We start from the raw sequence: 25,031 nt of genomic DNA, 5'->3' as shown, positions 1-25,031 counted from the left end.
GAAAAAGGTCTTCAGTAGTGCGGCGGCAACTCGTCGCGCAGGTTGCGGGCGCCGCCGGTGCCGGGCTCGGGGCTTTGCTGCCGCAGCAGTGCCACCTGCCGCAGCAGGCTGTCGATCTGTTCCTGCTGCCGGTAGATCGTCAGGTTCAACTGGTCCAGCAGGTCTTCGGTGAAGCTCGCCTTGATCTCGAGTTCGGTCAGGCGGCGGTGCGCGTCTTGCGAGGTGTCCATGCCGCTATTGGACAGGAAGCCGGCGCGGCGCCGGTCCAGAATGCGGAAATGGACCCGACGATTCGAACGCTCGGCCTCGCCGAGATGCCGCTCGTGATCGAGATGGCAGCCCGCGAAGGCTGGAACCCCGGCCTGCACGATGGCGCCTGCTTTCACGCCGCCGACCCCGGCGGCTTCCTGGTCGCCGAGCATCGCGGGGAAGCAATCGGCTGCATCAGCGCGGTCTCGTACGCGGGCCGCTTCGGCTTCATCGGCCTCTACATCGTCGCGCCGGCCTAGCGCGGCAAGGGTGTCGGGCTCAGGCTCTGGCGTGCCGGCATGGCGCGGCTGGCCGGCCATGTGGTGGGACTGGATGGCGTTCCGGCCCAGCAGGACAACTATCGCCGCAGCGGTTTTGCGCTGGCCTGGAAGAACGCCCGCTTTGCCGGCGTTGCCCGAGGGGGCGGCAGTGTGCCGCCGCAGATCGTCCCCCTGGCCACTGTCGACCCCCGCTTGCTGGCGGCCGACGATCGCCGCGTGTTCCCGGCACCGCGCGACGCCTTTCTGCGCGCCTGGGTCGGCCTGCCCGATGCGACCGGCCTGGCCTGGCTCGAGGACGGGCGGCTCGCCGGCTGGGGGCTGGTCCGCCGCTGTCGCGAAGGCCACAAGATCGCGCCGCTGCTGGCCGACGACCCGCAGGTGGCACGCGCGCTGTTCGCCGCATTGAGTGCGGCGGTGCCGGCCGGTGACGTGGTCTACCTCGACGTCCCGCTGCCGAACGCCGACGCGGTGGCGATGGCGCGGGCCGAAGGGATGCGCAGCGTCTTCGAGACCGCCCGCATGTACGCCGGCGCCGCACCGCCCTGCGAGCTGCAGCGGGTCCATGGGCTCACGAGCTTCGAGCTCGGATAGCCCCGCTCACTGCGGCTTGGCCAGCCCCAGCTTCTCGATCAGCGCCTTCTCGCGGGTGAAGGTGGTCTGCGCGAACTTCGTGTAGTCGGCCGAGCTCATGTAGATCGGCAGCATGTCGTAGCGTCCGAGCGCGGCCAGGTAGCTGGGCTCTTCCATGGCCTGCTTGAAGGCGTCGTGCAGCTTCTTCACGACCTCGGGCGGCGTGCCCTTGGGCGCCCCGATGCCGAAGGGCGAGTTCTGCACGATGTCGAGTCCGAGTTCCTTCAAGGTCGGCGCGTCCGGGAACTTGGCCAGCCGCTTCTCGCCCCAGGTATTGAGCACGCGCAGCTTGCCCGACTCGACCAGTGGCGCGAAGCCGGTCGAATCGGCGATCGCCATCAGGTGGTTGCCGAGCACCGCCTGCGCCAGGTCGGCGCTGCCTTTGTAGGGCACGTGCTGCAGCTGGATGCCGAGCTGCTGGGCGATGAGTTCGGTCGTCAGGTGCGGACTGGTGAGATTGCCGGTCGAGCCGTAGGTGAGCTTGCCTGGATTGGCCTTGGCGTAGGCGACGAAATCATTCCAGGTCTTGAACGGGCTGTCGCCCGGCACCGCGATGCCGAAGGCGTAGCCGGTGACGTTGATGACGTAGCTGATGTCCTTGACCGGGTCCCAGTTGATCTTGGTCGTGTAGGGCAGGCGGAACACGCCGAGCGGAATCTGGCCGATGGTGTAGCCGTCGGGCGGCGCGGTCTGCAGCGCCTGCGCCGGCAGCGTCCCGCCGGCACCCGGCTTGTTGTCGACCACGATCGGCTGGCCGAGGATCTTGGACGCGTTGTCGGCCAGCTGCCGCATCGTGATGTCGGTCGGGCCGCCGGCCGGGAAGGCGATCACCAGCTTGATTGGCCGGGTCGGGAAGGTCTGCGCGTGGACCGCAGTGGCGGCGACGCCGAGCAGCGCGGCGCACAGGAGGGAACGACGAAACATGGGGCAACTCCGCAACGGATTCGAAAGGCAGCATTGGGCCGCAGGGCCATTCAGGGGGCAAGCGGGTATGTCCCCGGGTGGCGTCGCCACCGCGTCAGCCGGATTGCTGCATGAAGCCTTCGAGCACGTTGACCGCGTTGGCGCCGACCTCGGCCACGGCATAGCCGCCCTCGAAGACGAACACGGTCGGCAGGCCGGCCCGGGAGAGGTCTTCGCCGACGCGCAGGTAATCGGCTGTGGCGAGCGTGAAGCCGGCGATCGGATCGCCCGCGAAGGTGTCGAGCCCGAGCGAGACCACCAGTGCGCCCGGCTTGAATGCGGCGATGCCGCGCAGCGCCGTCGCCAGCGCCTCGCGCCACTGCGCGAAGCCGCTGCCGCGCGCCAGCGGCAGGTTGTGGTTGAAGCCCAGGCCCTCGCCGGCACCGCGCTCGTCGGCGTAGCCGAGGTAGTACGGATACTCGGTGTGCGGATCGCCGTGCAGGCTGGTGAACTGGACGTCGGCGCGTTCGTAGAAGATCGCTTGCGTGCCGTTGCCGTGGTGGTAGTCGATGTCGAGCACCGCGACGCGCTCCACGCCGGCATCGCGCAGCGACTGCGCCGCGATGGCGGCGTTGTTGAGGAAGCAGTAGCCGCCGAAGAAGTCCACGCCCGCATGATGACCGGGCGGGCGCGTGAGCGCGAAGGCCGCACGATCGCCCTGCAGCACGCGCGCCGCGGCGGTCAACGCGCAGCAGGCGCCGGCGCGGGCCGCGGTCCAGGTGCCCGATGTCAGCGGCGTGCCGGCGTCGTACGAGAACAAGCCCATGCGCGCGGGGAAGCTCGCCGGCAGCACGTCCGAGCGGAAGGTGCGGATCGGCCAATAGGAAGGCAGCGCATCGCGCGTGGCGTTGGCCGGGTCCAGGGCGACCCATTCATCCCATGCGCCAGACAGGAAATCGAGGTAGCGCTGCGCATGCACGCGTGCGATCGCTGCGTCATCGAATGCAGAGGGTTCTTCGATGGGGCCGAGCCTGCGCTGCTGCAATTCCTGCAGGACGTAGTCGGCACGGGCCGGGACCTCGAAGCATGGCACGAGTTCGCCGCGGAACATCTCGAGCTTGCCGTGATGCAGCGCGTGGCGGTCGTTGTAGATCGTGAGCATGCGGTAGGGTAACGCTGAAGTTTCGGGACGGCGATGGCGGGCGGTATGCCCTGGACCGCTGAGACGTCGGGGTTGCATCGGCGTGGGAGAAGTTTGGATTGTTCGCACACCCCTGCGCCCGGCATGCGGTGCGGGACGGGCGATCCCCTCTGCGCCGCTGAGGAGCGCAGCTTCAGGCGGAAAAAGGGCCGCGCGTGTTTGAGCGCAGCGAGTTTGCGCGGACCCCGCCTGAAGCGAGCACCGCAAGGAAGCCCGAAGGGCCGGCGCAGTGGGGTCGCTCGGCCCGCACCGCATGCCGGGCGCCCCCTCCAAAGCCAACGAAAAAACAGCCGTCAAGCTTCCCTGCGGACCTTCACAGAAGACCCCGCCGCTTCCTGCACCGGCAGCGTCAGCACCACATGCTGTTCCCGAGAACGCGCCAGCACGGGCCCCAGCGCCACGCCCGTATGCGTGCCCAGCTCCACCACCTCTTCCGGCGGCGCCGCAGCCACGACGCGCCCGCCCCCGTTGCCGCCTTCCGGCCCGAGGTCGATCAGCCAGTCGGCCTCGGCGATGACATCAAGGTCATGCTCGATCACCACCACGCTGTGGCCGCCGTTGACCAGCCGGTGCAGCACGTGGATCAGCTTCTCGACGTCGGCCATGTGCAGGCCCACCGTCGGCTCGTCGAGCACGTAGAGCGTGTGCGGCGCCTTGTTGCCGCGCCGCGTGACGTCGTCGCGCACCTTGCTGAGTTCGGTCACCAGCTTGATGCGCTGCGCCTCGCCGCCCGACAGCGTCGGCGACGGCTGGCCCAGCGTCAGGTAGCCGAGTCCGACGTCCTTCAGCAGCTGCAGCGGATGGCTGATGTTGGGCATCGAAGCGAAGAACTCGACCGCCTCGTCGACCTCCATCTGCAGCACATCGCCGATGCTCTTGCCGCGCCAGCTGACCGCCAGCGTCTCGGGATTGAAGCGCGCGCCGTGGCAGACCTCGCAGGCCACCTTGACGTCGGGCAGGAAGCTCATCTCGATGGTCCGCACGCCGGCACCGTCGCAGCCCGGGCAGCGGCCTTCGCCGGTGTTGAAGCTGAAGCGTGCGGGGCCGTAGCCGCGCGCCTTGGCTTCCAGCGTGTCGGCGAAGAGCTTGCGGATCGTGTCCCAGAAACCGATGTAGGTCGCCGGGCAGCTGCGCGGCGTCTTGCCGATCGGCGTCTGGTCGACCTCGAGCACACGGTCGATGGTCTCGTAGCCCTCGACCGCGCTGCAACCCACCCACTTCGGATGCTTGCCCGCGGCATCTGCATCGCGGCCGGCCTTGGTCATGCGCTGCACCACCACCGCGTACACGTTGGCCAGCAGGACGTCGCGCGCCAGGGTCGACTTGCCCGAGCCGCTGACGCCGGTGACGGCCACCAGGCGATGCAGCGGCAGCGAGACCGCGACATCCTTCAGGTTGTGCAAGTCGGCGCCGCTCACGCTGAGCCAGCCCGGGGCACCCGGCTCGGGCGAAGGCACGCCGCGCCGGGGCTGCAACGGATGCCTGATCGCGTCGCGCAGGTAGCGACCGGTCTGCGAATCGCCGGCGCCCTCGATGTCGGCCACGCTGCCTTCGGCCACCAGCCGGCCGCCGCGCTTGCCCGCGCTGGGCCCGATGTCGATGATGTGGTCGGCGCGGCGGATCGTGTCCTCGTCGTGCTCGACCACCACCAGCGTGTTGCCCTTGTCGCCGAGCTTGTGCAGCGCGTCGAGCAGGATCTGATTGTCGCGCGCATGCAGGCCGATGGTCGGCTCGTCGAGCACGTAGCAGACGCCCTGCAGGTTGCTGCCGAGCTGCGCCGCGAGCCGGATCCGCTGCGCCTCGCCGCCGCTCAAGGTCGGCGCGCCGCGATCGAGCGTGAGGTAGCCCAGCCCGACCTCCTCGAGGAACTCGAGCCGGCTCTTGATCTCGGGCACCAGGTCGCGCGCGATCTCGGCCTGGCGGCCGCTCAACACCACGTTCTCGAACCAGACGCGGATGTCGGTCACGCTCATGCGCGCGAGCTCGGTGATGCCGATGCCGCCGCCCTCGCCGAACAGCACGGCGCGCGCGGTCGCATTGAGCCGCGTGCCTTCGCAGGTCGGGCAGGCCACGTCGCCCACGTCCTCCGCCTCGGGCTCGGCGAAGGTCTGCTCGCGGCCCTTCTGGTCGTCGGCCATCACCGAGTCGTCATAGACCTTGCGCTGCTCCTTCGTGAGCTTGACGCCGGTGCCGACGCAGTCGGGGCACCAGCCGTGCTTGCTGTTGTAGGAGAACAGCCGCGGATCGAGCTCCGCATAGCTGGTGCTGCACACCGGGCAGGCGCGCAAGGTCGAGAACACATGGGCGTGGCCGATGCCGAGCGTTGGTGCGCCGGCCATCATCGCGGCGCGCAGGCCCGTGAGGTTGCTCAGCACGTGGACCACGCCCTTGCCGTGCTCGAGCGCCTTGGTCAGCGCCTGGCGCAGCTCGGTCTCCTGCGCCGGCAGCACGTCCAGGCTGGCCACCGGCAGCTCGATGCTGTGCTCCTTGAAGCGATCGATGCGCGGGAAGCCCGTGGTCGGCAGGAATTCGCCATCGACCCGAAGATGGGTGAAGCCGCGCGGCCGCGCCCAGTCGGCCAGCTCGGTGTAGACGCCCTTGCGGTTGCTCACCAGCGGCGCCAGCAGGCCGATGTGCTGGCCCTTGAAGTTCTTCAGCAGCTGCGCCGCGATGCTGTCGGGCGTCTGCGGCTGCACCGCGGCGCCGTCGTGGATGCAGTGCTGGATGCCGAGCTTGACGTAGAGCAGGCGCAGGAAGTGCCAGACCTCGGTGGTGGTGCCCACCGTGCTCTTGCGGCCGCCGCGCGACAGGCGCTGCTCGATCGCGACCGTGGGCGGAATGCCGTAGACCGCATCGACCTCGGGCCGGCCCGCGGGCTGCACGATGCTGCGCGCATAGGCGTTGAGCGATTCGAGGTAGCGCCGTTGCCCCTCGTTGAACAGGATGTCGAAGGCCAGCGTCGACTTGCCGGATCCGCTGACGCCCGTGACCACGCTGAACTTGCCGCGCGGGATGTCGACCGACAGGTTCTTGAGGTTGTGCTCGCGCGCATTGACGATCTGGATCGCGTCGCGCCCCTGCGCCGGCTGCACCCGCGCCGCATAGCTTCGCGCCGCGCGCTCGGCCACCTTGTAGGCGCCCGGCCCGACCGCGAGTTCGTAGTCGGCCAGCGCCGCGCCGGTCAGCGAGACCGGGTTCTCGCGCACTTGCTCGGGCGTGCCGACCGCCACCACCTGACCACCGCCCTCGCCGCCTTCGGGCCCGAGGTCGATGATCCAGTCGCTGGCCCGGATGACGTCGAGGTTGTGCTCGATCACGACCAGCGAATGGCCGGCGTCGAGCAGCTTGCGCAACGCGCGCATCAGGCGCGCGATGTCGTCGAAGTGCAGTCCGGTGGTCGGCTCGTCGAACAGGAACAAGGTGCCCTTGCGCGCCAGCGGCTGCTTGCTGGCGCTGCCGCTCTTGGCCGCCTCGGCCAGGAAGCCCGCGAGCTTGAGGCGCTGCGCCTCGCCGCCCGAGAGCGTGGGCACCGGCTGGCCCAGCTTCACGTAGTCGAGGCCGACGTCGACGATCGGCTGCAGCACGCGCAGCACCTCTCGGTCGGAAGCAAAGGCCGCAGCGGCCTCGGCCACCGTGAGGTCGAGCACGTCGGCGACGTTGAGGTTGCGGCCGGCCCGCTCGATCGTCACCTCGAGGATCTCGGGCCGGTAGCGCTTGCCGTCGCAGTCCGGGCAGCGCAGGTAGACGTCCGACAGGAACTGCATCTCGACATGCTCGAAGCCCGAGCCGCCGCAGGTCGGGCAGCGGCCGTCGCCGCTGTTGAAGCTGAACTTCGAGGCCGTGTAGCCGCGCTGGCGCGACAGCGCCGCGGTGGCGAATATCTCGCGGATCGCGTCCCAGGCGCCGACATAGCTCGCCGGATTGGAGCGCGCCGTCTTGCCGATCGGCGACTGGTCGACGAAGACCACGTCGCTCAGGTGATCGGCGCCCAGCATGCGGTCGTGCGCGCCCGGGCTTTCGGTCGCCTTGCCGAAGTGCCGCATCAGGGCCGGCGCCAGCACGTCCTGCACCAAGGTCGACTTGCCCGAGCCGCTGACGCCGGTGATGCAGACCAGCCGCGACAGCGGCAGCTCGACCGTGATGTCCTGCAGGTTGTGCTCGCGCACGCCTTCGAGGATGAGCCGCGGCGTGTTGTCGCTGACCATGCGGCGGAAGCCCATGCCGATCTGCTTGCGCCCGCCCAGGTACTGGCCGGTCAGCGTCTCGGCATCGCGCAGCGCATCGGTGCTGCCGTCGAACACGATCTGGCCGCCTCGGATGCCCGGGCCCGGCCCCATGTCGATCACCCGGTCGGCCGCCAGCATCACGGCCGGGTCGTGCTCGACCACCACCAGCGTGTTTCCGGCGTCGCGCAGCCGCAGCATGGCCTCGGTGATGCGGTTCATGTCGCGCGGATGCAGGCCGATGCTGGGCTCGTCGAGCACGAACAGCGTGTTGACCAGCGAGGTGCCGAGCGCGGTCGTGAGGTTGATGCGCTGCACCTCGCCGCCCGACAGCGTGCGGCTCTGGCGATCGAGCGTCAGGTAGCCGATGCCGACGTCGTGCAGGTAGCGCAGGCGGGTCGTGATCTCCTCGAACAGCAGCTTGAGCGCCTGGATGTCGCCCTCGCTCGCGGTGCTGCTGTTGCCGTGGCTCTCGATGCGGTCGAAGAGGCGGCGCAGGCGCTCGATCGGCAGCAGCATCAGGTCGTGCAGGCACAGGCCCGGCAGTGCCTCGAGCTGCTCGCGCGACCATTTCGCGCCGACCGGCATGAAACGCCTGGACGGCGCCAGCACGGCGTCGGCGTCTTCCTTGCTGCCGATGCGCCACAGCAGGCTCTCGAGTTCGAGCCGCGCGCCGGCACAGGTGGGGCACGGCGTGTAGCTGCGGTACTTCGACAAGAGCACGCGGATGTGCATCTTGTAGGCCTTGCTCTCGAGGTAGGCGAAGAAACGGCGCACGCCATACCACTGCTGGTTCCACTTGCCCTTCCAGTTCGGCGAGCCCTCGATCACCCAGTGGCGCTGCTCGGCCGTGAGCTTGTTCCAGGGCGTGTCGCGCGGAATGCCGGCGTCTTCGGCGTGGCGCATGAGGTCGTCCTGCGCCTCCTTCCAGGCCGGCGTCTGGATGGTCTTGATGGCGCCGGCGCGCAAAGTGAGCTTGTCGTTCGGAATCACCAGCCCGAGGTCGACGCCGATCACGCGGCCGAAGCCGCGGCAGGTCTCGCAGGCGCCCACCGCCGAGTTGAACGAGAACATCGAGGGGATCGGATCGGTGTAGCGGATGTCGCTCTCCGGGCAGTGCAGGCCGGTGGAGAACTTCCAGATATCGGGCTCGACGCCCTCCTCGGCCGCCACCGCATACACGGTCAAGCGCCCGCTGCCGCGCTTCAGTGCGACCTCGATCGCCTCGACCACGCGCGCCCGCTCGGCGTTGGCCATGCGGAAGCGGTCGGCCACGACGTCGAGCACCTTGCGCGGGCCGGTCGGGGTCGCGACCTCGCGCTCGGCCTGCACCCGCGTGAAGCCGCTGGCCGACAGCCATTGCGTCACCTCGTCGGCCGAGGTGCTGGCCGGCAGCTCGACCGGGAAGGTCAGGACGACCCGCGGATCGCCCGCCGCAGCGGCGCGCGACTGCAGTTCGGCGTAGATCGAATCGGGCGAGTCGTGCCGCACCGGCAGGGCGGTCTCGCGGTCGAACAGCTGCGCCGCGCGGGCGAACAGCAGCTTCAGGTGGTCGTTGAGCTCGGTCATGGTGCCGACGGTCGAGCGCGAGGAACGCACCGGATTGGTCTGGTCGATCGCGATCGCGGGCGGCACGCCCTCCACCTTGTCGACCGCCGGCTTGTCCATCCGGTCGAGGAACTGGCGCGCGTAGGCCGAGAAGGTCTCGACATAGCGCCGCTGGCCTTCGGCATAGAGGGTGTCGAACACCAGGCTCGACTTGCCCGAGCCGCTCGGCCCGGTGACCACCGTCATCTCGCCGGTGCGGATGTCGAGGTCGAGGTTCTGGAGGTTGTGCTGACGTGCACCGCGAATCCGGATGGAGCCCTGTGTCATGAATGCCTTGCGGGGTGGGGCAGACATTCTAGGAAGCTGCCGCGGCCCGCGCCGGCGTGGGCGTATGGTTGCGCGCTATGCGGGGGCTTCCTCGCCGGACCGTGCACGAAATAATTACACACGGACACATATGACCTTCCTCGTCGACGAAGAAATCACCTTCCGCAAGCTCGAGATCCTGCTTGCCTTCATGGAAACCGGGAACCTCGCGCGCACCGCCGAGCGGCTCGACATCAGCACGGTCAGCGTGCACCGGGCCTTGCATTCGTTGGAAACCGGCACCCGCTGCGCGCTGTTCCGGCTCGAGGGCCGCAACCTGCTGCCCACGGACGCCGCCAAGACGCTGGCCGACGTCGCCCGGGACGTGGTGCGCACGCTGTCGGAAGGCATCCGGGCGACGCGCGAGGTGGCGGGCTATTCGGCCGACCGGATCCGCATCGGGTCGCTCTATTCCCTGACCAGCCGGACCGTGCCCAAGGTCATCATGGGGATGAAGCAGCGCCTGCCCGAACTCCACACCGAGCTGGTGCTCGGCTCGAACGCCGATCTGCTGCAGAAGCTGCGCGACGGCGGCGTCGACGCGGTGCTGATGGCGATCCCCGGCGAGGCGCCCGACGTCGAATCGGAGCCGCTGTTCGAGGACGACATTTTCTTCGCCGCGCCGGTCGACTCCCGCTACGCCGGCATGAAGGAGGTCGACCTCGGCGCCTGCGCCGACGAGCATTTCGTCAGCCTGTCCGAAGGCTTCGTGACCTACAGCGGCTTCATGGAATCGTTCCGCATCGCCTCGTTCGCACCCCGCGTGGTGATGCAGACGGGCGACATCTTCTCGCTGATGAACCTGGTGGGCGGCGGCGTGGGCTACACCTTGCTGCCCGGACGGGTGCGCGGCGCGCTGCCGCACAACGTCCGGCTGGTTCCGCTGCAGGCGAAGTACCTGGTGCGCCAGACCATCGCGGTGAACTTCCTGCGCACGCGCGAACGCGACCCCAATCTGCTGGCCCTGCTGGCGCTTTGCCGCAGCTCCAAGGCCGATCTCTCCTGAAACTGCCGCCCCGGGTTTACCCGCGACCGTTTCACGCGGCGTAAGCGTCGCCGTCCTCCGTTAATTGATCGGGACGGGGGCCGCCGGTACCGTTCGTCTCCACAGCGCCGCGATTCCGGACGGCGAATCCAAGGAGACAAGCGGATGATCATTTTCGGTACCGCCCTGCTGGCCGTGTGCCACCTGCTGGGCATCTTTCTCGGGGACCTGCTGGGCCAGGCGCTCGGCGTCAAGACCAATGTCGGCGGCGTCGGCATCGCCATGCTGCTGCTGATCTTCGCCCGCATCTACATGCAGCGGCGCAACATGCTGCCGAAGCTGACGGAACTCGGCGTCGAGTACTGGGGCGCGCTCTACATCCCGGTCGTCGTCGCCATGGCGGCGCAGCAGGACATGGTTTCTGCGCTGCGCGGCGGCCCGGTCGCGCTGCTGTCGGCCATCGCCGCGGTGGCGGTCTGTGCCTGCGTGATCGCCGTGATCAATCGGACCGAGCGGCCGCAGGCGCAGACCGACGGCGCACCGATCCTGCACGACAACCCCCTCCTGACCGAAGCGGAGTGACACCATGATCGAAATCCTCGAAAAAGCCGCGATCCAGAACGGCCTCGTGACCGCCTTCGCGGTGGTCGGCCTGATCATCCTGCTGTCGGGCCAGATCTCGCGCCGGCTGACCTTCGGCCGCGTGCACGGCTCGGCCATCGCGATCGTGATCGGGCTGGCGCTGGCCTACTGGGGCGGCACCCAGACCGGCGGCCACAAGGGGCTGGCCGACATGACGCTGTTCGGCGGCATCGGACTGATGGGCGGCGCGATGCTGCGCGATTTCGCCATCGTCGCGACCGCGTTCGAGGTGCAGGCCACCGAGGCGCGCAAGGCCGGGCTGATCGGCGTGGTGTCGCTGCTGCTCGGCACGGTGCTGCCCTTCATCGTCGGCGCCGCCATCGCCTGGAGCTTCGGCTACTCGGACGCGGTGAGCATGACCACCATCGGCGCCGGCGCCGTGACCTACATCGTCGGCCCGGTGACGGGTGCGGCCATCGGCGCCAGCCCGGACGTGATGGCGCTGAGCATCGCCACCGGACTGGTCAAGGCCATCCTCGTGATGGTGGGCACGCCGATCGCGGCGCGCTTCCTGGGCCTGAAGACGCCGCGCTCGGCGATGGTGTTCGGCGGCCTGGCCGGCACGGTGAGCGGCGTGTCGGCGGGACTGGCCGCCACCGACCGCAAGCTGGTGCCGTACGGCGCGCTGGTCGCCACTTTCCATACCGGCCTCGGCTGCCTGCTCGGCCCGTCGCTGCTGTTTTTCGCCACCAAGGCACTGGTGGGTTGAGGGCACACCATGGAACGCACGAACTGGAACACCAAGGCCGACAACCGCGCCGCGCGCCTCGCGCGGGCGGCCGGCGCACTGGGCACGCAACTCAGCGGCAAACGGGTCGCCACCGAAGCGATCGGCAGGCTGCTCGAAGCCGTGCTGGAGCCGGGCGACCGGGTCTGCCTCGAAGGCAACAACCAGAAGCAGGCCGACTTCCTGGCCAAGGCGCTGGTGCAGGTCGATCCGGCGCGGGTGCACGGCCTGCACATGGTGCAGTCGGTGCTGGCGCTGCCGGAACATCTCGACGTGTTCGAGAACGGCGTCGCGGCGCGGCTGGACTTCAGCTTCTCGGGACCGCAGGGCGCGCGGCTGGCCAAGCTGGTGTCGGCGGGGCGCATCGAGATCGGCGCCATCCACACCTACCTCGAACTCTTCGCGCGCTACTTCGTCGACCTCACGCCCCAGGTGGCGCTGGTCGCGGCGCACGCGGCCGATGCCGAGGGCAACCTCTACACCGGTCCCAACACCGAGGACACGCCGGTGATCGTCGAGGCCACGGCGTTCTCGGGCGGCATCGTGATCGCGCAGGTGAACGAACTGGTGGACGGCAAGACCACCACGCTGCCGCGCGTCGACATACCCGCCGGCTGGGTGAACTTCGTCGTCAAGGCGCCGCGGCCGAACTTCATCGAGCCGCTGTTCACGCGCGATCCGGCGCAGATCAGCGAGATCCAGGTGCTGATGGCGATGATGGCGATCAAGGGCATCTACGCCGAGTACGGCGTGCAGCGCCTCAACCACGGCATCGGCTTCGACACCGCGGCGATCGAGCTGCTGCTGCCGACCTACGGCGAATCGCTGGGGCTCAAGGGCAAGATCGGCAGGCACTGGGCATTGAACCCGCATCCGGCGCTGATTCCCGCGATCGAAGCCGGCTGGGTGCAATCGGTGCACTCCTTCGGTTCGGAGCTGGGCATGGAGGACTACATCCGCGCCCGCTCCGATGTGTTCTTCACCGGGCCCGACGGCAGCCTGCGCAGCAACCGCGCCCTGTGCCAGGCCGCGGGCCACTATGCCTGCGACCTGTTCATCGGCTCGACCCTGCAGATCGACCTCGACGGCAACAGCTCGACCGCCACGCTGGGCCGCATCGCGGGCTTCGGCGGCGCGCCCAACATGGGCGCCGACGCGCGAGGCCGGCGTCACGCGAGCCCGGCGTGGCTCAAGGCCGGGCGCGAAGCGCGCGCCGGACGCAGCGGCGCCGCCGGGACACCGCGCGGGCAGAAGCTGGTGGTGCAGATGGTCGAGACTTTCCGCGAGCACATGCAGCCGGCCTTCGTCGACCGGCTCGATGCCTGGACCTTGCAGGAGCAGGCCGGCATGGACCTGCCGCCGATCATGATCTACGGCGACGACGTCACGCACATCCTGACCGAGGAAGGCATCGCCAACCTGCTGCTGTGCCGCACCGACGCGGAACGCGAGCAGGCGATTCGCGGCGTGGCCGGCTACACGGCGGTCGGCCTCGCGCGCGACCGGCGCGCGGTCGAGAACCTGCGCGACCGCGGCGTGATCCGCCGGCCGGAAGACCTCGGCATCGATCCGCGGCAAGCCACCCGCAACCTGCTGGCCGCGCGCAGCATGCGCGACCTGGTGCGGGCCTCGGGCGGCCTCTACCAGCCGCCCAAGCGATTCAGAAACTGGTGACCAGGAGAACGACCATGACCATTCCCGCGGGGCTCGAAGCCCTCGATTTCTCCTTCACCGGCACCCGACCCGCCGGCGCCTTCGCGCCGGTGCTCGTCGGCGTCGTCGGCTCCGGCAACCTGGAGGTGCTGCTCGAAGCGGCCGGCGGCGACGTCTGCACCGTCCGCATCGAGACCTCGGCACGCGGCTTCGGCCCGATCTGGGAAGCCGTGCTCGGCGACTTCCACGATCGGCATCCGCTGGCCGGCGTGCGCATCGCCATCAACGACATGGGCGCGACACCAGCGGTCGTCAGCCTGCGGCTGGACCAGGCCGTGGCCGAACTGCCGGCGGCGGCGCAAGGAGCACGGCCATGATCAGCTACGCCGAATGCTCGGCGCGCGAACGGATCGCGCAACTGCTGGACACGGGCAGCTTCCACGAATGGCTGCCGCCGGCCGAGCGCCTGACCAGCCCGCATCTGGCGCAGCTGGGCGTGCCGTCGTCCTTCGACGACGGCGTCGCGATCGGCCGGGCGACGCTGGGCGGGCTGGAGGTCTTCGTCGCCGCCCAGGAAGGCGCCTTCATGGGCGGCGGTGTCGGCGAGGTGCACGGCGCCAAGCTGGTCGGCCTGCTGCGCCGCGCGCTGCGCGACCGCCCGGCGGCGGTACTGCTGCTGGCGGAGTCCGGCGGCGTGCGGCTGCACGAGGCCAATGCCGGCCTGATCGCGGTGTCGGAGGTCATGCGCGCCGTGCTCGACGTCCGCGCGGCCGGCGTGCCGGTGGTGGTGCTGATCGGCGGCGCGAACGGCTGCTTCGGCGGCATGGGCATCGTCGCGCGCTGCGCGGACCACATCGTGATGAGCGATGTCGGGCGGCTCGCCATGTCCGGGCCGGAAGTCATCGAGGCCTCGCACGGGGTGGAGGAATTCGACTCGCGCGACCGCGCCCTGGTGTGGCGCACCACGGGCGGCAAGCACCGCTGGCTGACCGGCGATTGCGACGCGCTCGTGGAAGACGACGTGACCGCTTTCCGCGACGCGGCCATCGATGCGATCGGCGCCTCGAAGCCGGTGTCGCTCGCCACGCTCGAGGCCGAGCACGCCCTGCTCGCCGCGCGCCTGCGCGACCCGCTGGCGGAGGACGGCGGCGACGACGCCATTGCGCTTTGGGCCCACCTGGGCATTGCGGGCGCCGACCGCGTGCCCGACCTGGACGTGGCCGCGGTGCGCGCACTGCGGCCTGCATGAGGAGCGAATCGATGGACTGGAACCTTCTCGCCACCGGGCTCTTCGGCGCCGGACATGGCATCGTCGCCGACGGCGACTTCCTGCAAGGCACGGCGCACTTCGATGGCCAGCCGATCACGGTGATCGGCACCACGAACCACGCGCCGATCGGCGTCAGGCTGGCGCTGGCCCAGGCGCGGGTGGTGCTCGACACCCTCGCGCAGCACCCGGAGCGGCCGATCCTGCTGCTGGTCGACACCCAGGGCCAGCAGCTGCGGCGGCGCGACGAACTGCTCGGGATCAACCGCGCGATGGCCCACCTCGGCGCCAGCATCGATCTCGCCCGCCGACGCGGCCATCGCGTGATCGGCCTGGTGTACGACCAGGCGCTCTCGGGCGGCTTCATCACCTCGGGCCTGATCGCGGATGCCTGCCATGCGCTGCCCGACGCCGAGATCCGCGTCATGCGCATCCCCGCGATGGCGCGCGTGACCAAGCTGCCCGAGGACATGCTGACCGCGCTGTCGCAATCGAACCCGGTGTTCGCGCCCGGGGTATCGAACTACGTCGCGATGGGCGGCGTGCGCTCGCTGTGGCGGGGCGATCTCGCGGCGGCCCTGCGCGAGGCGCTGGCGCATTCGCCCCGCGACGACCTGCGCGCGATCGACGGCGCCGAGCGCGGCGGCCGCAAGCTCGCCGCGGCGGTCGCGCAGCGCGTGCTGGATGCGGCCTGAGGACGCGCCATGATGCCGCTGCGACGCCATAGACTGGCTTGCCTGACGGACGCGGGCTGGGCCGTCGTCCGCGCGCGGGCCTGGGACACCCAGGCGCAGGCCTGCATCGACCACTGGGCCGCGCACCGGCTGCCGCTGGTCGTGACCCGGCAGCCGCCGCACGCCGACCCGGCGCAGGCCCCGATCGCGCTGGGCCTCCCGACGCCGCTGCAATGGGACCGGCGGCGCCTGGCCATCCAGGCGCCGCGCAGCGCGCTCGCCTGGTTCGACGAGTTCCCGCGCGCCACCGATGTGCTGGGCCTGCTGCCGCGCGGACCCCGCGCCGCGATGCGCGCGCTCGGCCAGTCGCTCGCGGCCTGCCGCGCGCCGGGGCGCGTCTACGGCGGCTACGGCTGGCAGCTGCTGACCGGCCTCGCCTACCTGCGCGAGAGCTCCGACATCGACCTGTGGATCTCCGTCGACGATGCCGAGCATGCGGACGCGGTCGTTCGCCATCTCGAATGCTTCGCGCCCCGCCAGCCGCGGCTGGATGGCGAGCTGGTGTTCGAGGACGGCACGGCCGTGGCCTGGCGCGAATGGAGCGCCTGGCGCGCAGGCCGGGCCCGTCGCCTGCTCGTGAAGAGGCTGCATGGCGCGGCGATGGCGGATGCGTCGTTCCTGCGCCGCCATGCGCCGATCCTGGAGATGGAGGCATGAGCCCCCGCCCGGCCGCTCCGAAGGGGGCTCGCACCGCAGCGCGAAGCACGGAGGTTTCCCAATGAACGCCGCCCGTCTGCCGGCTCGACGCGCGGTGCGCCTGAGCGCGGCCGACATCGGACGCGCCGCCACGCTGGCGCTGCACGACGAGCTCGCGCTGGCGCCCAAGCCAGGCCTGGTGTCCTTCGTCGACAGCGGCAGCCACTCGGACATGGATGCCCACACCTTCATGCGCAGCCTGTTCGCATTGCGCCACTACTTCGTGCAGATCTGCGCCCTCGGCGAGGCCCATGCGCCGTTCGAAGCGCTGGAGCGTTGCGGCATCGCCGCCGAAGCACGGATGCTGGCGGCCACCGGCGGCATCAACACCCACCGCGGCGCCATCTTCACGCTCGGCCTGCTGTGCGCCGCGGCGGGCGCCCTGCTCCGCGACGGCGCGCCGCTCGACCCGCAGGCGCTTCGCCAGGCATTGCGCCGCCATTGGGGCGATGCACTGGCCGCGCGCACCCGGCGCGTCTCGGCCTTGCCCGGCGGCATGGCCGCGCGCCGGCATGGCCTGCGCAGCGCATCCGAAGAAGCGGCACTGGCCTTCCCGGTGCTGTTCGAAACGGCCGTGCCTGCCCTCGCCTCCGCGCTGCGGCGCGGCCTGAGCGCGCAGCGGGCCCGCATCGACGCCCTGTTCGCCACCATGGCCACGCTCGACGACAGCAACCTCGCGCACCGCGGTGGCATGGCCGGACTGCGCCACGCGCAACAGGCGGCGCGCGGCTATCTCGCGCAAGGCGGCGCAGCCAGCGACCACGGCTTCGCCGCCGCCCGGGCCTTGCACCGCGACTTCGTCGCCCGCCGCCTGTCGCCCGGCGGCGCGGCCGACACGCTGGCCGCCGCCTGCTGGATGCGGCGCGTCTGCGAAGACATCCGACCGCCTGCGCCATGAGCTTCGCGCTGATCTTTTCGGGCCAGGGCATGCAGCATCCCGCGATGCTTTCCTGGCTGGCCGACGACGAACTGCTGTCGGGCGTGGCGCGGGTGCTGGGCGCGGACTGGCGCCAGCACCTGCAGGACCGCGATTGGGCCAGCCGCAACGCGCATGCGCAGCTGCTCCTGACCGGGCTCGGGCTGGCCGCGTGGACACAGCTCGCGCCCCGGCTGCCGGAACCCGCGGTCGTCGCCGGCTACAGCGTCGGTGAAGTCGCGGCCTTCGCGGCGGCCGGCGTCTGCGCGCCGGGCGATGCGATCGAACTGGTGCAGCTTCGTGCCGCTCTGATGGACCGTGATGCCGAGCGATGTCCCGCCGGGCTGCTCGCGGTCAGCGGCCTCGCGGACGAGGCGATGGCCCGGCTCTGCAACGATTTCGGGCTGCTGATCGCCATCCGAAACGACCCTGTCAGCGTGGTGATCGGCGGCCCCAGGTCATCGCTCGCGCCGGCCGCCGATGCGGCATTGCGCCAGGGCGGCCACGTCACGGCGCTCCCGGTCGGCGTCGCCTCGCACACGCCGTGGATGGCCGAAGCCGCGCGGGCCTTCGAAGCGCGGCTGGCGACGCAGCCCTTCGCACCGCCGCGAATCCCGCTGCTCAGCAATGTCGCGGGCCGCGTGCGCGACGCTGCCCAGGCCCGGTCCGCCCTGGCCCGCCAGCTCGACCACACGGTGCGTTGGGACGAGTGCATGGAGGGCATCGCGGCGCGGCGGGTGCGCTGCGTGCTCGAGGTCGGCCCGGGCCAGGCCCTGGCGCGGATGTGGAACCAGCGGCACCCAGGCATCCCGGCGCGCTCCGCGGACGAGTTCCGCAGCGCCGGCGGCATCGTCGACTGGATCGGGCGGCACGCCGACTGATCGCTACTTCGATTCGCCGGCCGCGGCCGGCGCTGGCGCATGGGTCGCGTCGCCGCCGTGCTTCTCGCCCGACATGTCGACACTGCCGCCCGCCTTGGTGAGCACGTACAGCACGATGGCCGCGAAGACGGCGAAGCCGACGATGATCTTCCACATGATTGAGTCTCCTGAAACCTTGCTCTGTCTCAACTGATCAAGCCAAGAAAAAGGCCTCGCGCCGAGCCGGCGCGAAGCCTTTTTGTCGAACCGAGGGCCGAGGCCCTCGTGCCGTCGGGACGCTCAGTCGTTGGCGTAGATGTCGACGTCCTTGGTCTCGCGGATGAAGATCGTGCCGATCACCAGCGTCACCGCGGCGATCACGATCGGATACCAGAGACCGTTGTACATGTTGCCGGTGCTGGCCACGATCGCGAAGGCGGTGGTCGGCAGCAGGCCGCCGAACCAGCCGTTGCCGATGTGATAGGGCAGGCTCATCGAGGTGTAGCGGATGCGGGTCGGGAACATCTCGACCAGCATGGCGGCGATCGGGCCGTAGACCATCGTCACCAGCAGAACCAGCCAGAACAGCAGCACCACGGTCATGACCTTGTTGATCTGGGCCGGGTCGGCCTTGGTCGGATAGCCCGCCGTCTTGAGCTGCTCGGCGACCGCCTTCTTGAAGGCCGCGATCTCCTTGGCCGAGGCCTCGTCGAACTTGTGGTTGACCACGTTGCCCACCGGCGCCGTGATCGCCACCTCGCCGATCTTGACCACCGCCGGCGAACCGGCCGGGCCGTCGGCGCGCTCGTAGCTTACCGAGTTCTGCACCAGGTAGCGCTTGGCGATGTCGCAGGAGCTGCTGAAGTCGATCTCGCGCGCCACCGGATTGCCCTGGAACGAGCAGGAGCGAGGATCGGCCGTCACGACCACGCCGGCCGTCGCCTGGGCGCGGGCCAGTGCGGGGTTGGCGTTCTCGGTCAGCATCTTGAAGACCGGGAAGTAGGTCACCACGGCCAGCAGGCAGCCGGCCATGATGATCGGCTTGCGGCCGATCTTGTCGGACAGGGTGCCGAAGACGACGAAGAAGGGCGTGCCGATCAGCAGGGCGGCGGCGATCATCAGGTTGGCCGTCGTGGCATCGACCTTGAGCTGCTGCGTCAGGAAGAAGAGCGCATAGAACTGCCCCGAATACCAGACCACGGCCTGGCCGGCGGTCAGGCCGATCAGCGCCAGGATCACGATCTTGAGGTTCTTCCACTGGCCGAAGGATTCGGACAACGGCGCCTTCGAGGTCTTGCCCTCGGCCTTCATCTTCTGGAAGGCCGGCGACTCCGACAGCGACAGCCGGATCCACACCGAGATGCCGAGCAGCAGGATCGAGACCAGGAACGGAACCCGCCAGGCCCATTCGGCGAAGGCGGCCTCGCCCACGCCTTCACGCACGCCCAGGATCACCAGCAGGCTCAGGAACAGGCCGAGCGTGGCGGTGGTCTGGATCCATGATGTGTAGGCGCCGCGCTTGCCGTGCGGCGAGTGCTCGGCCACGTAGGTGGCGGCACCGCCGTACTCGCCGCCGAGCGCCAGGCCCTGCAGCATCCGCAGCGCGATCAGGATCACCGGCGCCGCGACGCCGATGGTCGCGTAGCTGGGCAGCAGGCCGACGATGAAAGTCGACAGGCCCATGATCAGGATCGTGACCAGGAAGGTGTACTTGCGGCCGATCATGTCGCCGAGGCGGCCGAACACGATGGCGCCGAACGGGCGCACCAGGAAACCGGCCGCGAAGGCCAGCAGCGCGAAGATGAAGGCGGCGCCGGCATCGAGGCCGCTGAAGAACTGGCGCGCGATCACGGGCGCGAGCGACCCGTAGAGGTAGAAGTCGTACCACTCGAACACGGTCCCCAGCGACGAGGCGAAGATGACCTTCTTCTCCTCCTGGGTCATGGGCCGGGGCGCGTGCGACGCTCCCCGTGAATCTAGGGTGGCTGACATGTCGTCTCCTGTAGAAATTTCCGCCCACGGCGTGGGACGTAACGCATTCTTGGAGGGGCGACTGACCCGAGGCTGTCGCGAAACTGAACGTCGGCTGACGGTTTAAGGTGCAACCCGCGCCAGGCGTTTCAGATCATGGAAAAACTACGATTTGCTGCGCAGCAGCAGGGAAGGACGCTGGTCGGCGGCGTCCCAGTCGGGGCCGTCGAACCAGGGCTCGCCGTGCAGGTAGGCGCGCAGCATCGCAAGGCCGTCGAAGCCCCAGAACAGCCGGTCGTCGACCTCGAAGGCCGGCACCCCGAAGACGCCGCGTGCGATCGCCGCGTCGGTGTTGGCCTTGAGCTGGGCCTTGACCGCTTCGCCGCCGGCGTCGCGCTGCGGCCGCAACGTGGCCGCCAGCGCCGCCAGGCGCGCCGGGTCGCCGGGCTCGCCGCCGCTGCGCCAGACTTCGCGAAACAGGGTCTCGGCCACGTAGCGGCTGATGTCGCCGCCGGCGCTGGTCGCCAGCGCCAGCCGCAGATGCGGCAAGGGGTTGTAGGGGTGGGTGGCGGGCATCCGGATCGGGATGCCGTGGGCATGGCCGAGCCACAGCACATGGCGGTAGGTCCAGCTGCGCTTGGCCGGGATCTCGGCCGGGCCGAGCTGGCCATGGTGCTTGAGCAGTGCCCCGAGCAGCACCGGCCGATACGCCACGCTGTAGCTCAGGCCTTCGAGCGCCTGCGGCAGGTGCTCGAAGGCCAGGTAGGCATAGGGCGAGATGAAATCGAGGTGGCAGGTGAGGTGCTTCATGGCGTGTCTCCGGCGGCGACGCCGAAGCCGGCTTCGGCACGCAGTTCGATCGCGCGCCAGACGCTGCGCTTGCCGGCGTCGTCCATCCGGCTCCAGGCCGCGATCTCGGCGATGGTGCGCAGGCAGCCCTCGCAGAAGCCCGTGGCCGGCACCATCCGGCAGATCGAGATGCAGGGCGACGGCAGGTCGCTGGCCATCGCGCGCGCGGCCGCGGCGCGCGCCGGCAGGGTCGACAACGAAGCGACATTCACACCACGTCCGCGACCGGTGCGCCGGTCAGGCCCTCGAGTTCGCGCGGATGCAGCCGAACCACCGCATGCGGATGGCCGGCCGCGGCCCAGATCTCCTCGAAGCGGAACAGCTCGCGGTCGATCAGCATCACCGGCGCCACGGCATGCGCGAACGGCGAGACACCGCCGATCGAGAAACCGGTCTTCGACTTGACGAACTCGGCATCGGCGCGGCCCAGCTTGCCGACCAGCGCCTCGACCTTCTTCTCGTCGACCCGCTTGTCGCCCGAGGTCACGACCAGCACCGCGGCGTCGTCCGACTTGCGGCGAAAGACGATGCTCTTGGCGATCTGCGCCACCTCGATGCCCAGGGCATCGGCTGCCTGCTGCGCGGTGCGCGCGGCGTCGTCGAGCATCTGCGGCGCGTGGGCGTGGCCCTTGTCCTGAAGGAGACGGGCGACGCGCTGCACGCCCTCTGGCAATGAAGTGAGCTCGGCACCACACATGTCAGTTGGCCCGCTTGGTGCGGATCGCCTTTGAGGCGCGCGAATTCGGCTCGCGCCCGAGCGCCTCGCTGATGTAGACGCCGGCGTCGATCAGGCGGTCGAGGTCGATGCCGGTCTCGATGCCCATGCCGTGCAGCATGTAGACCACGTCCTCGGTCGCGACGTTGCCGGTCGCGCCCTTGGCATAGGGGCAGCCGCCGAGCCCGGCGGACGAGGTGTCGTACTGCCAGACGCCCATCTCGAGGCTGGCCAGCGTGTTGCCCAGGGCCTGGCCGTAGGTGTCGTGGTAGTGGCCCGAGATGTCGTCGACGCCGTAGTGCTTGAGCGTGGCCTCGATGGCGCGCTGCACCTTCAGCGGCGTGCCGACGCCGATGGTGTCGGCCACGCCCACGTGCTGCACGCCGATCTCCTTCATGAGGCCGGCCAGCATGTCGACGCGCGAGGGCGCGATCTCGCCTTCGTAGGGACAGCCCACGGTGCAGGACATCGCGCCGCGCACGTAGATGCCGTGCTCGCGCGCCGCCGCCACCACGGGCCGGAAGCGCTCGATGCTCTCGGCGATCGAGCAGTTGATGTTGCGCTGGCTGAAGGCCTCGCTGGCGGCGCCGAAGACCACGATCTCGTCGGGCCATTCTTCGCGCGGCGCGGCGATCGCGGCCTCGAAGCCCTTCATGTTCGGCGTCAGCACCGAATAGCGCACGCCCGGCTTGCGACGGATGCCGTGCATCACCTCGGCGTTGTCGGCCATTTGCGGCACCCATTTGGGCGAGACGAAGCTGGTGACCTCGATCTCCTTGAGGCCGGCGTCCTGCAGCCGGTGCACGAGGCCGATCTTGATCTCGGCCGACACCGGCTGCTTCTCGTTCTGGAGGCCGTCGCGCGGGCCGACGTCAACGATCTTGACTTTGGGAGGGAGGTTCATGGGGCGCTCATGGTCGGATGAAGGGTCGGACGTCATTTTCTCCGCATCCGGAGCGCCCCGCGTGCCCAGTCTTGGAAGCGGGTTTCTACGAACCGACCCGCGGAAATCTGCGCCATAGTTCAGTTCCATTTCAGACAACTCAGTTCCATTTCATGGAACCACCAAATGACCATCCTGCAATCGGCCTCGAACGTGTTGCGCCTCATGGCCGGGAAAGGCCGTCCCCTGACCGTCAGCGAGGTCGCGGACGGCTTGGCGCTTCCCAAGAGCTCCACCTCCAGGCTTCTCAAGCAGATGCTCGAATGCGACCTGCTCGAGCGCGACCGCGTGACGCTGTCGTACGGCCCCGCGCTTCTGATGCTCGAACTGGGACGGTTGGTCCAGGCGTCGACGCCGATCCTGCAGCGCATGGAGCAGGAGCTCGAGGCGTTGGTCCAGGCCACGGGCCACACCGGCTACATCTCGGTGCTCGATGAAACGAAGCACAGCGTGGTGGTGCTTCGCGTCTTTCATGGACGGCACGCCTTGCGGGTGGTAACCGATCCGGGGCAGCGCGGGATCGCGTCCCGCACTTCGACCGGCCACGCGCTGCTGGCACGGCTCGACGATTCGGTGATCGACGCAGCCTTCGGCGGCGAGCCGGCAGCCGACGACGGGCCAGGCGCCCCCAGCCTGGCTCAACTCAAGCGACGGCTGCAGCGGGTGCGCCGGCGAGGCTGGGCCAGCGCCCTCAACGAATCGCTGCCCGACGTCGGCTCGGTCAGCTGCGCCGTCGGCAGTCCGGCCAGCGGCGAAACCTGGGCCTTCTGCCTGAGCTTCCCCGCCGCGCTGGCGGAACAGCAAGGCTTTCTCGAAGGCCTGGCAGAGCCCCTGGTTCAGAGCGCCCGCGCGCTGGGCCAGGCCGCGGGCGACCCGGCCTGGCAGGCCGCGGCGCCCGCGGTTTCACCGTCGGTCGACTGAAGGAGCGTCATGCAAAATCCCCCGTCTGCAGCATCTTCCTGAACACCAGATACGCATCGTCACCGCTTTCGTACGCGCGGAGGGTGCTGTCGTCATTCACCCACGCGAGGACGATCACCTTCGTCCTCGCGTGATACCTGAAGAGCAGCCGGTACTGCTGAAAGAACTTGGCTCGGAACCAATGCTTGTATGAGTCGCCCAGAGTGACCCCCTGGCGGTACTCCGGCCGCGACGGGTCCTGGGGAATCACTTCGAACGCCAGCTTGGCGATGGCGGCCAGCCGTTTGGTCGCGTTCTTCTTGCGATAACCGTCGGCGTCCTTGCGCCGCAGATCATCGACCTGGCTGAGCAAAGCCTCGAGTTGGTTCAGGAACAGCGGGTGCGCGAACAGCGTCCAGCCGTTGACGACCAGCGGAGCGACGGACTTCATTCATCGTCCGTCGGCAGCGGTGCGTCGAGGTCGACTTCGACATCGGCCACAAGCGCCTGAATGCGCTGGACCAGGGAGGCATCCATGGCGGCCACCCGCTCTGGATGTGCGGCGATGTCGCGCGCCAGAAAGCCAAGGAACTGCCCGAGCACCGGGTCGCTTTCATCGGCGGCAGCGCGCTTCAGCACCACTTCGCCGTCCGCACGGATGATGTAGTGGATCTTGTCGCGCTTGCCCAGGCGCAGCGCGCGCCTGACCGTCTCGGGGATCGTGGTCTGGTAGCGGTCGGTGAGGGTCGATTCGACTTCGAGCGTGGCGGCCATGTCGGCTCCGGAGGAGACTGCAAAGGCGAATGGTAATGCAATTGCATTGCCTTCGCAATCCGAGACCTCAATACCCCCGCCCTGCGTCCACCACCCCTGCCACCGCCTCCCCCCGCTCCATCGCCCGGATCTTCCCCGCGATCTGCCTGATCGAGATGTCGCGCTCGGTCCGCGCCGAGCCGTGCGGCGTCACCGTGATCTTGGGGTGCGACCAGAACGGATGCCTGGCCGGCAGCGGCTCGACGTTGAAGACGTCGAGCATGGCGCCCGCGAGCTGGCCGCTGTCGAGCAGCGGGATCAAGTCGTCGTCGACCAGATGGGCGCCCCGCGCGACGTTGATCAGGTAGCCGCCGGGGCGGCCGCCGTTCAACTTCGACAGCGTTTCGCGGTTCAGGATGCCGCGCGTCTCGCGGGTCAGCGGCAGCAGGTTCACGAGCACGCGGCTGGCGCCGAGGAAGTCGTCGAAGCGGGACTCGCCGGCGAAGCAGCCAACCCCATGGATCTGCTTCGGCGAGCGGCTCCAGCCGTTGACCGGAAATTCGAACTGCGCGACGGCCTTGGCCACGCGCTCGCCGAGCACGCCGAGCCCCATCACGCCGACCGCGAAATCCTGGCGTTCGCGTGGCTTGCGATAGCTCCAGCGGCCGGCTCGCGCCTCGGCCTCGTAGGCATCGAACTCGCGGAAATGCCGGATCAGCGCATGGCAGACGTACTCGGCCATCTGCACCGACATTCCGGCATCGTCGAGCCGAACGACCTGGGTCTGCGGCGCCACCTTGAGCTTGAGCAGCGCATCGACACCGGCGCCGATGTTGAATAGCCCGCGCAAGCCCGGTTGCTCGTCGAGGAATTGCTGCGGCGGCGCCCAGACCACGGCATGGTCGGCGGGTGCGGCGCCGGGGGTCCAGTTCTCCACCACGGCTTCGGGCAGGGCAGCGCGCAGGCCTTCGATCCAGGGATCGGGACGGTTGTCGGTCAGGCAGACGGTGATTCGAATA

The 25,031-nt window shown here is 69.4% G+C and carries 26 protein-coding genes; 13 read left to right on the top strand and 13 right to left on the bottom strand.

Annotation, left to right across the window (positions count from 1 at the left end):
- Positions 1 to 11: 11 nt before the first annotated feature.
- Positions 12 to 230 carry a SlyX family protein gene (locus tag QZH52_RS08605; RefSeq protein ID WP_301806848.1) on the bottom strand — a complete coding sequence of 73 codons (219 nt, stop codon included), beginning with the start codon at positions 228 to 230 and terminating at the stop codon, positions 12 to 14.
- A 48-nt stretch (positions 231 to 278) separates the two neighbouring features.
- On the opposite strand from QZH52_RS08605, the gene QZH52_RS38615 reads away from it, so the two are divergent.
- Both QZH52_RS38615 and QZH52_RS08600 read left to right on the top strand, forming a co-directional pair.
- A complete protein-coding gene (locus QZH52_RS38615; protein ID WP_366919278.1) occupies positions 279 to 509 on the top strand; it encodes a hypothetical protein in 231 nt (76 codons plus the stop codon).
- 39 nt (positions 510 to 548) lie between these two features.
- Positions 549 to 1,121 (top strand): GNAT family N-acetyltransferase, encoded by a 573-nt coding sequence (locus tag QZH52_RS08600; RefSeq protein ID WP_366919277.1) that lies wholly within the window; start codon positions 549 to 551, stop codon positions 1,119 to 1,121.
- Positions 1,122 to 1,127: 6 nt separating this feature from the next.
- Here the strand turns inward: QZH52_RS08600 and QZH52_RS08595 are convergent, their stop codons facing one another.
- From QZH52_RS08595 to uvrA, 3 genes are all read right to left on the bottom strand, one after another.
- Complete coding sequence (locus QZH52_RS08595; RefSeq protein WP_286534851.1) at positions 1,128 to 2,084, bottom strand: Bug family tripartite tricarboxylate transporter substrate binding protein; 957 nt, start codon at positions 2,082 to 2,084, stop codon at positions 1,128 to 1,130.
- Between the two features lie 94 nt (positions 2,085 to 2,178).
- On the bottom strand, positions 2,179 to 3,225 hold the full coding sequence (locus QZH52_RS08590) for a histone deacetylase family protein (RefSeq protein WP_301806840.1): 1,047 nt from the start codon (positions 3,223 to 3,225) through the stop codon (positions 2,179 to 2,181).
- A 332-nt stretch (positions 3,226 to 3,557) separates the two neighbouring features.
- The gene (gene uvrA, locus QZH52_RS08585) at positions 3,558 to 9,362 is read right to left on the bottom strand and encodes an excinuclease ABC subunit UvrA (RefSeq protein WP_301806838.1); all 5,805 of its coding nucleotides are present in this window, start codon (positions 9,360 to 9,362) and stop codon (positions 3,558 to 3,560) included.
- A 130-nt stretch (positions 9,363 to 9,492) separates the two neighbouring features.
- Between uvrA and QZH52_RS08580 the strand changes: the two genes are divergently transcribed.
- The 10 genes from QZH52_RS08580 (at position 9,493) to QZH52_RS08535 (ending at position 17,902) form a co-directional block, all read left to right on the top strand.
- Positions 9,493 to 10,407, top strand: a complete 915-nt coding sequence (locus tag QZH52_RS08580; RefSeq protein WP_301806837.1) for a LysR family transcriptional regulator — start codon at positions 9,493 to 9,495, stop codon at positions 10,405 to 10,407.
- A gap of 144 nt (positions 10,408 to 10,551) precedes the next feature.
- Positions 10,552 to 10,968 carry a malonate transporter subunit MadL gene (gene madL, locus QZH52_RS08575; RefSeq protein ID WP_286529556.1) on the top strand — a complete coding sequence of 139 codons (417 nt, stop codon included), beginning with the start codon at positions 10,552 to 10,554 and terminating at the stop codon, positions 10,966 to 10,968.
- 4 nt (positions 10,969 to 10,972) lie between these two features.
- A complete protein-coding gene (gene madM, locus QZH52_RS08570) occupies positions 10,973 to 11,737 on the top strand; it encodes a malonate transporter subunit MadM (protein WP_286529555.1) in 765 nt (254 codons plus the stop codon).
- Positions 11,738 to 11,746: 9 nt separating this feature from the next.
- Positions 11,747 to 13,429 (top strand): malonate decarboxylase subunit alpha, encoded by a 1,683-nt coding sequence (gene mdcA / locus QZH52_RS08565; RefSeq protein WP_286534854.1) that lies wholly within the window; start codon positions 11,747 to 11,749, stop codon positions 13,427 to 13,429.
- Positions 13,430 to 13,443: 14 nt separating this feature from the next.
- Complete coding sequence (mdcC, locus tag QZH52_RS08560; RefSeq protein WP_286534855.1) at positions 13,444 to 13,785, top strand: malonate decarboxylase acyl carrier protein; 342 nt, start codon at positions 13,444 to 13,446, stop codon at positions 13,783 to 13,785.
- Complete coding sequence (locus tag QZH52_RS08555) at positions 13,782 to 14,657, top strand: biotin-independent malonate decarboxylase subunit beta (protein ID WP_301806832.1); 876 nt, start codon at positions 13,782 to 13,784, stop codon at positions 14,655 to 14,657. The genes mdcC and QZH52_RS08555 overlap by 4 nt, the downstream gene beginning before the upstream one ends.
- Before the next feature lie 11 nt (positions 14,658 to 14,668).
- Positions 14,669 to 15,370 carry a biotin-independent malonate decarboxylase subunit gamma gene (locus QZH52_RS08550; protein WP_301806831.1) on the top strand — a complete coding sequence of 234 codons (702 nt, stop codon included), beginning with the start codon at positions 14,669 to 14,671 and terminating at the stop codon, positions 15,368 to 15,370.
- Between the two features lie 9 nt (positions 15,371 to 15,379).
- Positions 15,380 to 16,066, top strand: a complete 687-nt coding sequence (gene mdcG / locus QZH52_RS08545; RefSeq protein ID WP_301806830.1) for a malonate decarboxylase holo-[acyl-carrier-protein] synthase — start codon at positions 15,380 to 15,382, stop codon at positions 16,064 to 16,066.
- 61 nt (positions 16,067 to 16,127) lie between these two features.
- Complete coding sequence (gene mdcB, locus QZH52_RS08540) at positions 16,128 to 17,003, top strand: triphosphoribosyl-dephospho-CoA synthase MdcB (RefSeq protein WP_301806828.1); 876 nt, start codon at positions 16,128 to 16,130, stop codon at positions 17,001 to 17,003.
- On the top strand, positions 17,000 to 17,902 hold the full coding sequence (locus QZH52_RS08535) for an acyltransferase domain-containing protein (RefSeq protein WP_301806827.1): 903 nt from the start codon (positions 17,000 to 17,002) through the stop codon (positions 17,900 to 17,902). The genes mdcB and QZH52_RS08535 overlap by 4 nt, the downstream gene beginning before the upstream one ends.
- Before the next feature lie 3 nt (positions 17,903 to 17,905).
- On the opposite strand, the gene QZH52_RS08530 is transcribed toward QZH52_RS08535, so the two are convergent.
- From QZH52_RS08530 to QZH52_RS08505, 6 genes are all read right to left on the bottom strand, one after another.
- Positions 17,906 to 18,058 carry a hypothetical protein gene (locus QZH52_RS08530; RefSeq protein WP_286534861.1) on the bottom strand — a complete coding sequence of 51 codons (153 nt, stop codon included), beginning with the start codon at positions 18,056 to 18,058 and terminating at the stop codon, positions 17,906 to 17,908.
- A gap of 123 nt (positions 18,059 to 18,181) precedes the next feature.
- Positions 18,182 to 19,873 (bottom strand): MFS transporter, encoded by a 1,692-nt coding sequence (locus QZH52_RS08525; RefSeq protein ID WP_301806824.1) that lies wholly within the window; start codon positions 19,871 to 19,873, stop codon positions 18,182 to 18,184.
- A gap of 144 nt (positions 19,874 to 20,017) precedes the next feature.
- Complete coding sequence (locus QZH52_RS08520) at positions 20,018 to 20,662, bottom strand: 2-hydroxychromene-2-carboxylate isomerase (protein ID WP_301806821.1); 645 nt, start codon at positions 20,660 to 20,662, stop codon at positions 20,018 to 20,020.
- Positions 20,659 to 20,913: a DUF1289 domain-containing protein gene (locus tag QZH52_RS08515; RefSeq protein WP_436411554.1), complete on the bottom strand. Its 255-nt coding sequence runs from the start codon at positions 20,911 to 20,913 to the stop codon at positions 20,659 to 20,661. Before QZH52_RS08515 ends, QZH52_RS08520 begins: the two co-directional genes overlap by 4 nt.
- Positions 20,910 to 21,398 (bottom strand): YbaK/EbsC family protein, encoded by a 489-nt coding sequence (locus QZH52_RS08510; RefSeq protein WP_286529544.1) that lies wholly within the window; start codon positions 21,396 to 21,398, stop codon positions 20,910 to 20,912. Before QZH52_RS08510 ends, QZH52_RS08515 begins: the two co-directional genes overlap by 4 nt.
- Before the next feature lies 1 nt (position 21,399).
- Complete coding sequence (locus QZH52_RS08505; protein WP_301806818.1) at positions 21,400 to 22,320, bottom strand: hydroxymethylglutaryl-CoA lyase; 921 nt, start codon at positions 22,318 to 22,320, stop codon at positions 21,400 to 21,402.
- A gap of 165 nt (positions 22,321 to 22,485) precedes the next feature.
- Between QZH52_RS08505 and QZH52_RS08500 the strand changes: the two genes are divergently transcribed.
- On the top strand, positions 22,486 to 23,280 hold the full coding sequence (locus QZH52_RS08500; protein WP_301806816.1) for an IclR family transcriptional regulator: 795 nt from the start codon (positions 22,486 to 22,488) through the stop codon (positions 23,278 to 23,280).
- Positions 23,281 to 23,287: 7 nt separating this feature from the next.
- Here the strand turns inward: QZH52_RS08500 and QZH52_RS08495 are convergent, their stop codons facing one another.
- The 3 genes from QZH52_RS08495 to QZH52_RS08485 form a co-directional block, all read right to left on the bottom strand.
- Positions 23,288 to 23,710, bottom strand: a complete 423-nt coding sequence (locus QZH52_RS08495) for a type II toxin-antitoxin system YhaV family toxin (protein WP_301806813.1) — start codon at positions 23,708 to 23,710, stop codon at positions 23,288 to 23,290.
- Positions 23,707 to 24,033: a type II toxin-antitoxin system PrlF family antitoxin gene (locus QZH52_RS08490; protein ID WP_301806811.1), complete on the bottom strand. Its 327-nt coding sequence runs from the start codon at positions 24,031 to 24,033 to the stop codon at positions 23,707 to 23,709. Before QZH52_RS08490 ends, QZH52_RS08495 begins: the two co-directional genes overlap by 4 nt.
- A gap of 67 nt (positions 24,034 to 24,100) precedes the next feature.
- A complete protein-coding gene (locus QZH52_RS08485) occupies positions 24,101 to 25,030 on the bottom strand; it encodes a 2-hydroxyacid dehydrogenase (protein ID WP_301807455.1) in 930 nt (309 codons plus the stop codon).
- Position 25,031: the final 1 nt, after the last annotated feature.

It is taken from the genome of Variovorax ginsengisoli, from assembly GCF_030486595.1.
GTDB lineage: Bacteria > Pseudomonadota > Gammaproteobacteria > Burkholderiales > Burkholderiaceae_C > Variovorax > Variovorax ginsengisoli_B.
Note: the sequence above shows the minus strand (reverse complement) of the source record. Positions and strands in the feature narration are given on the sequence as shown.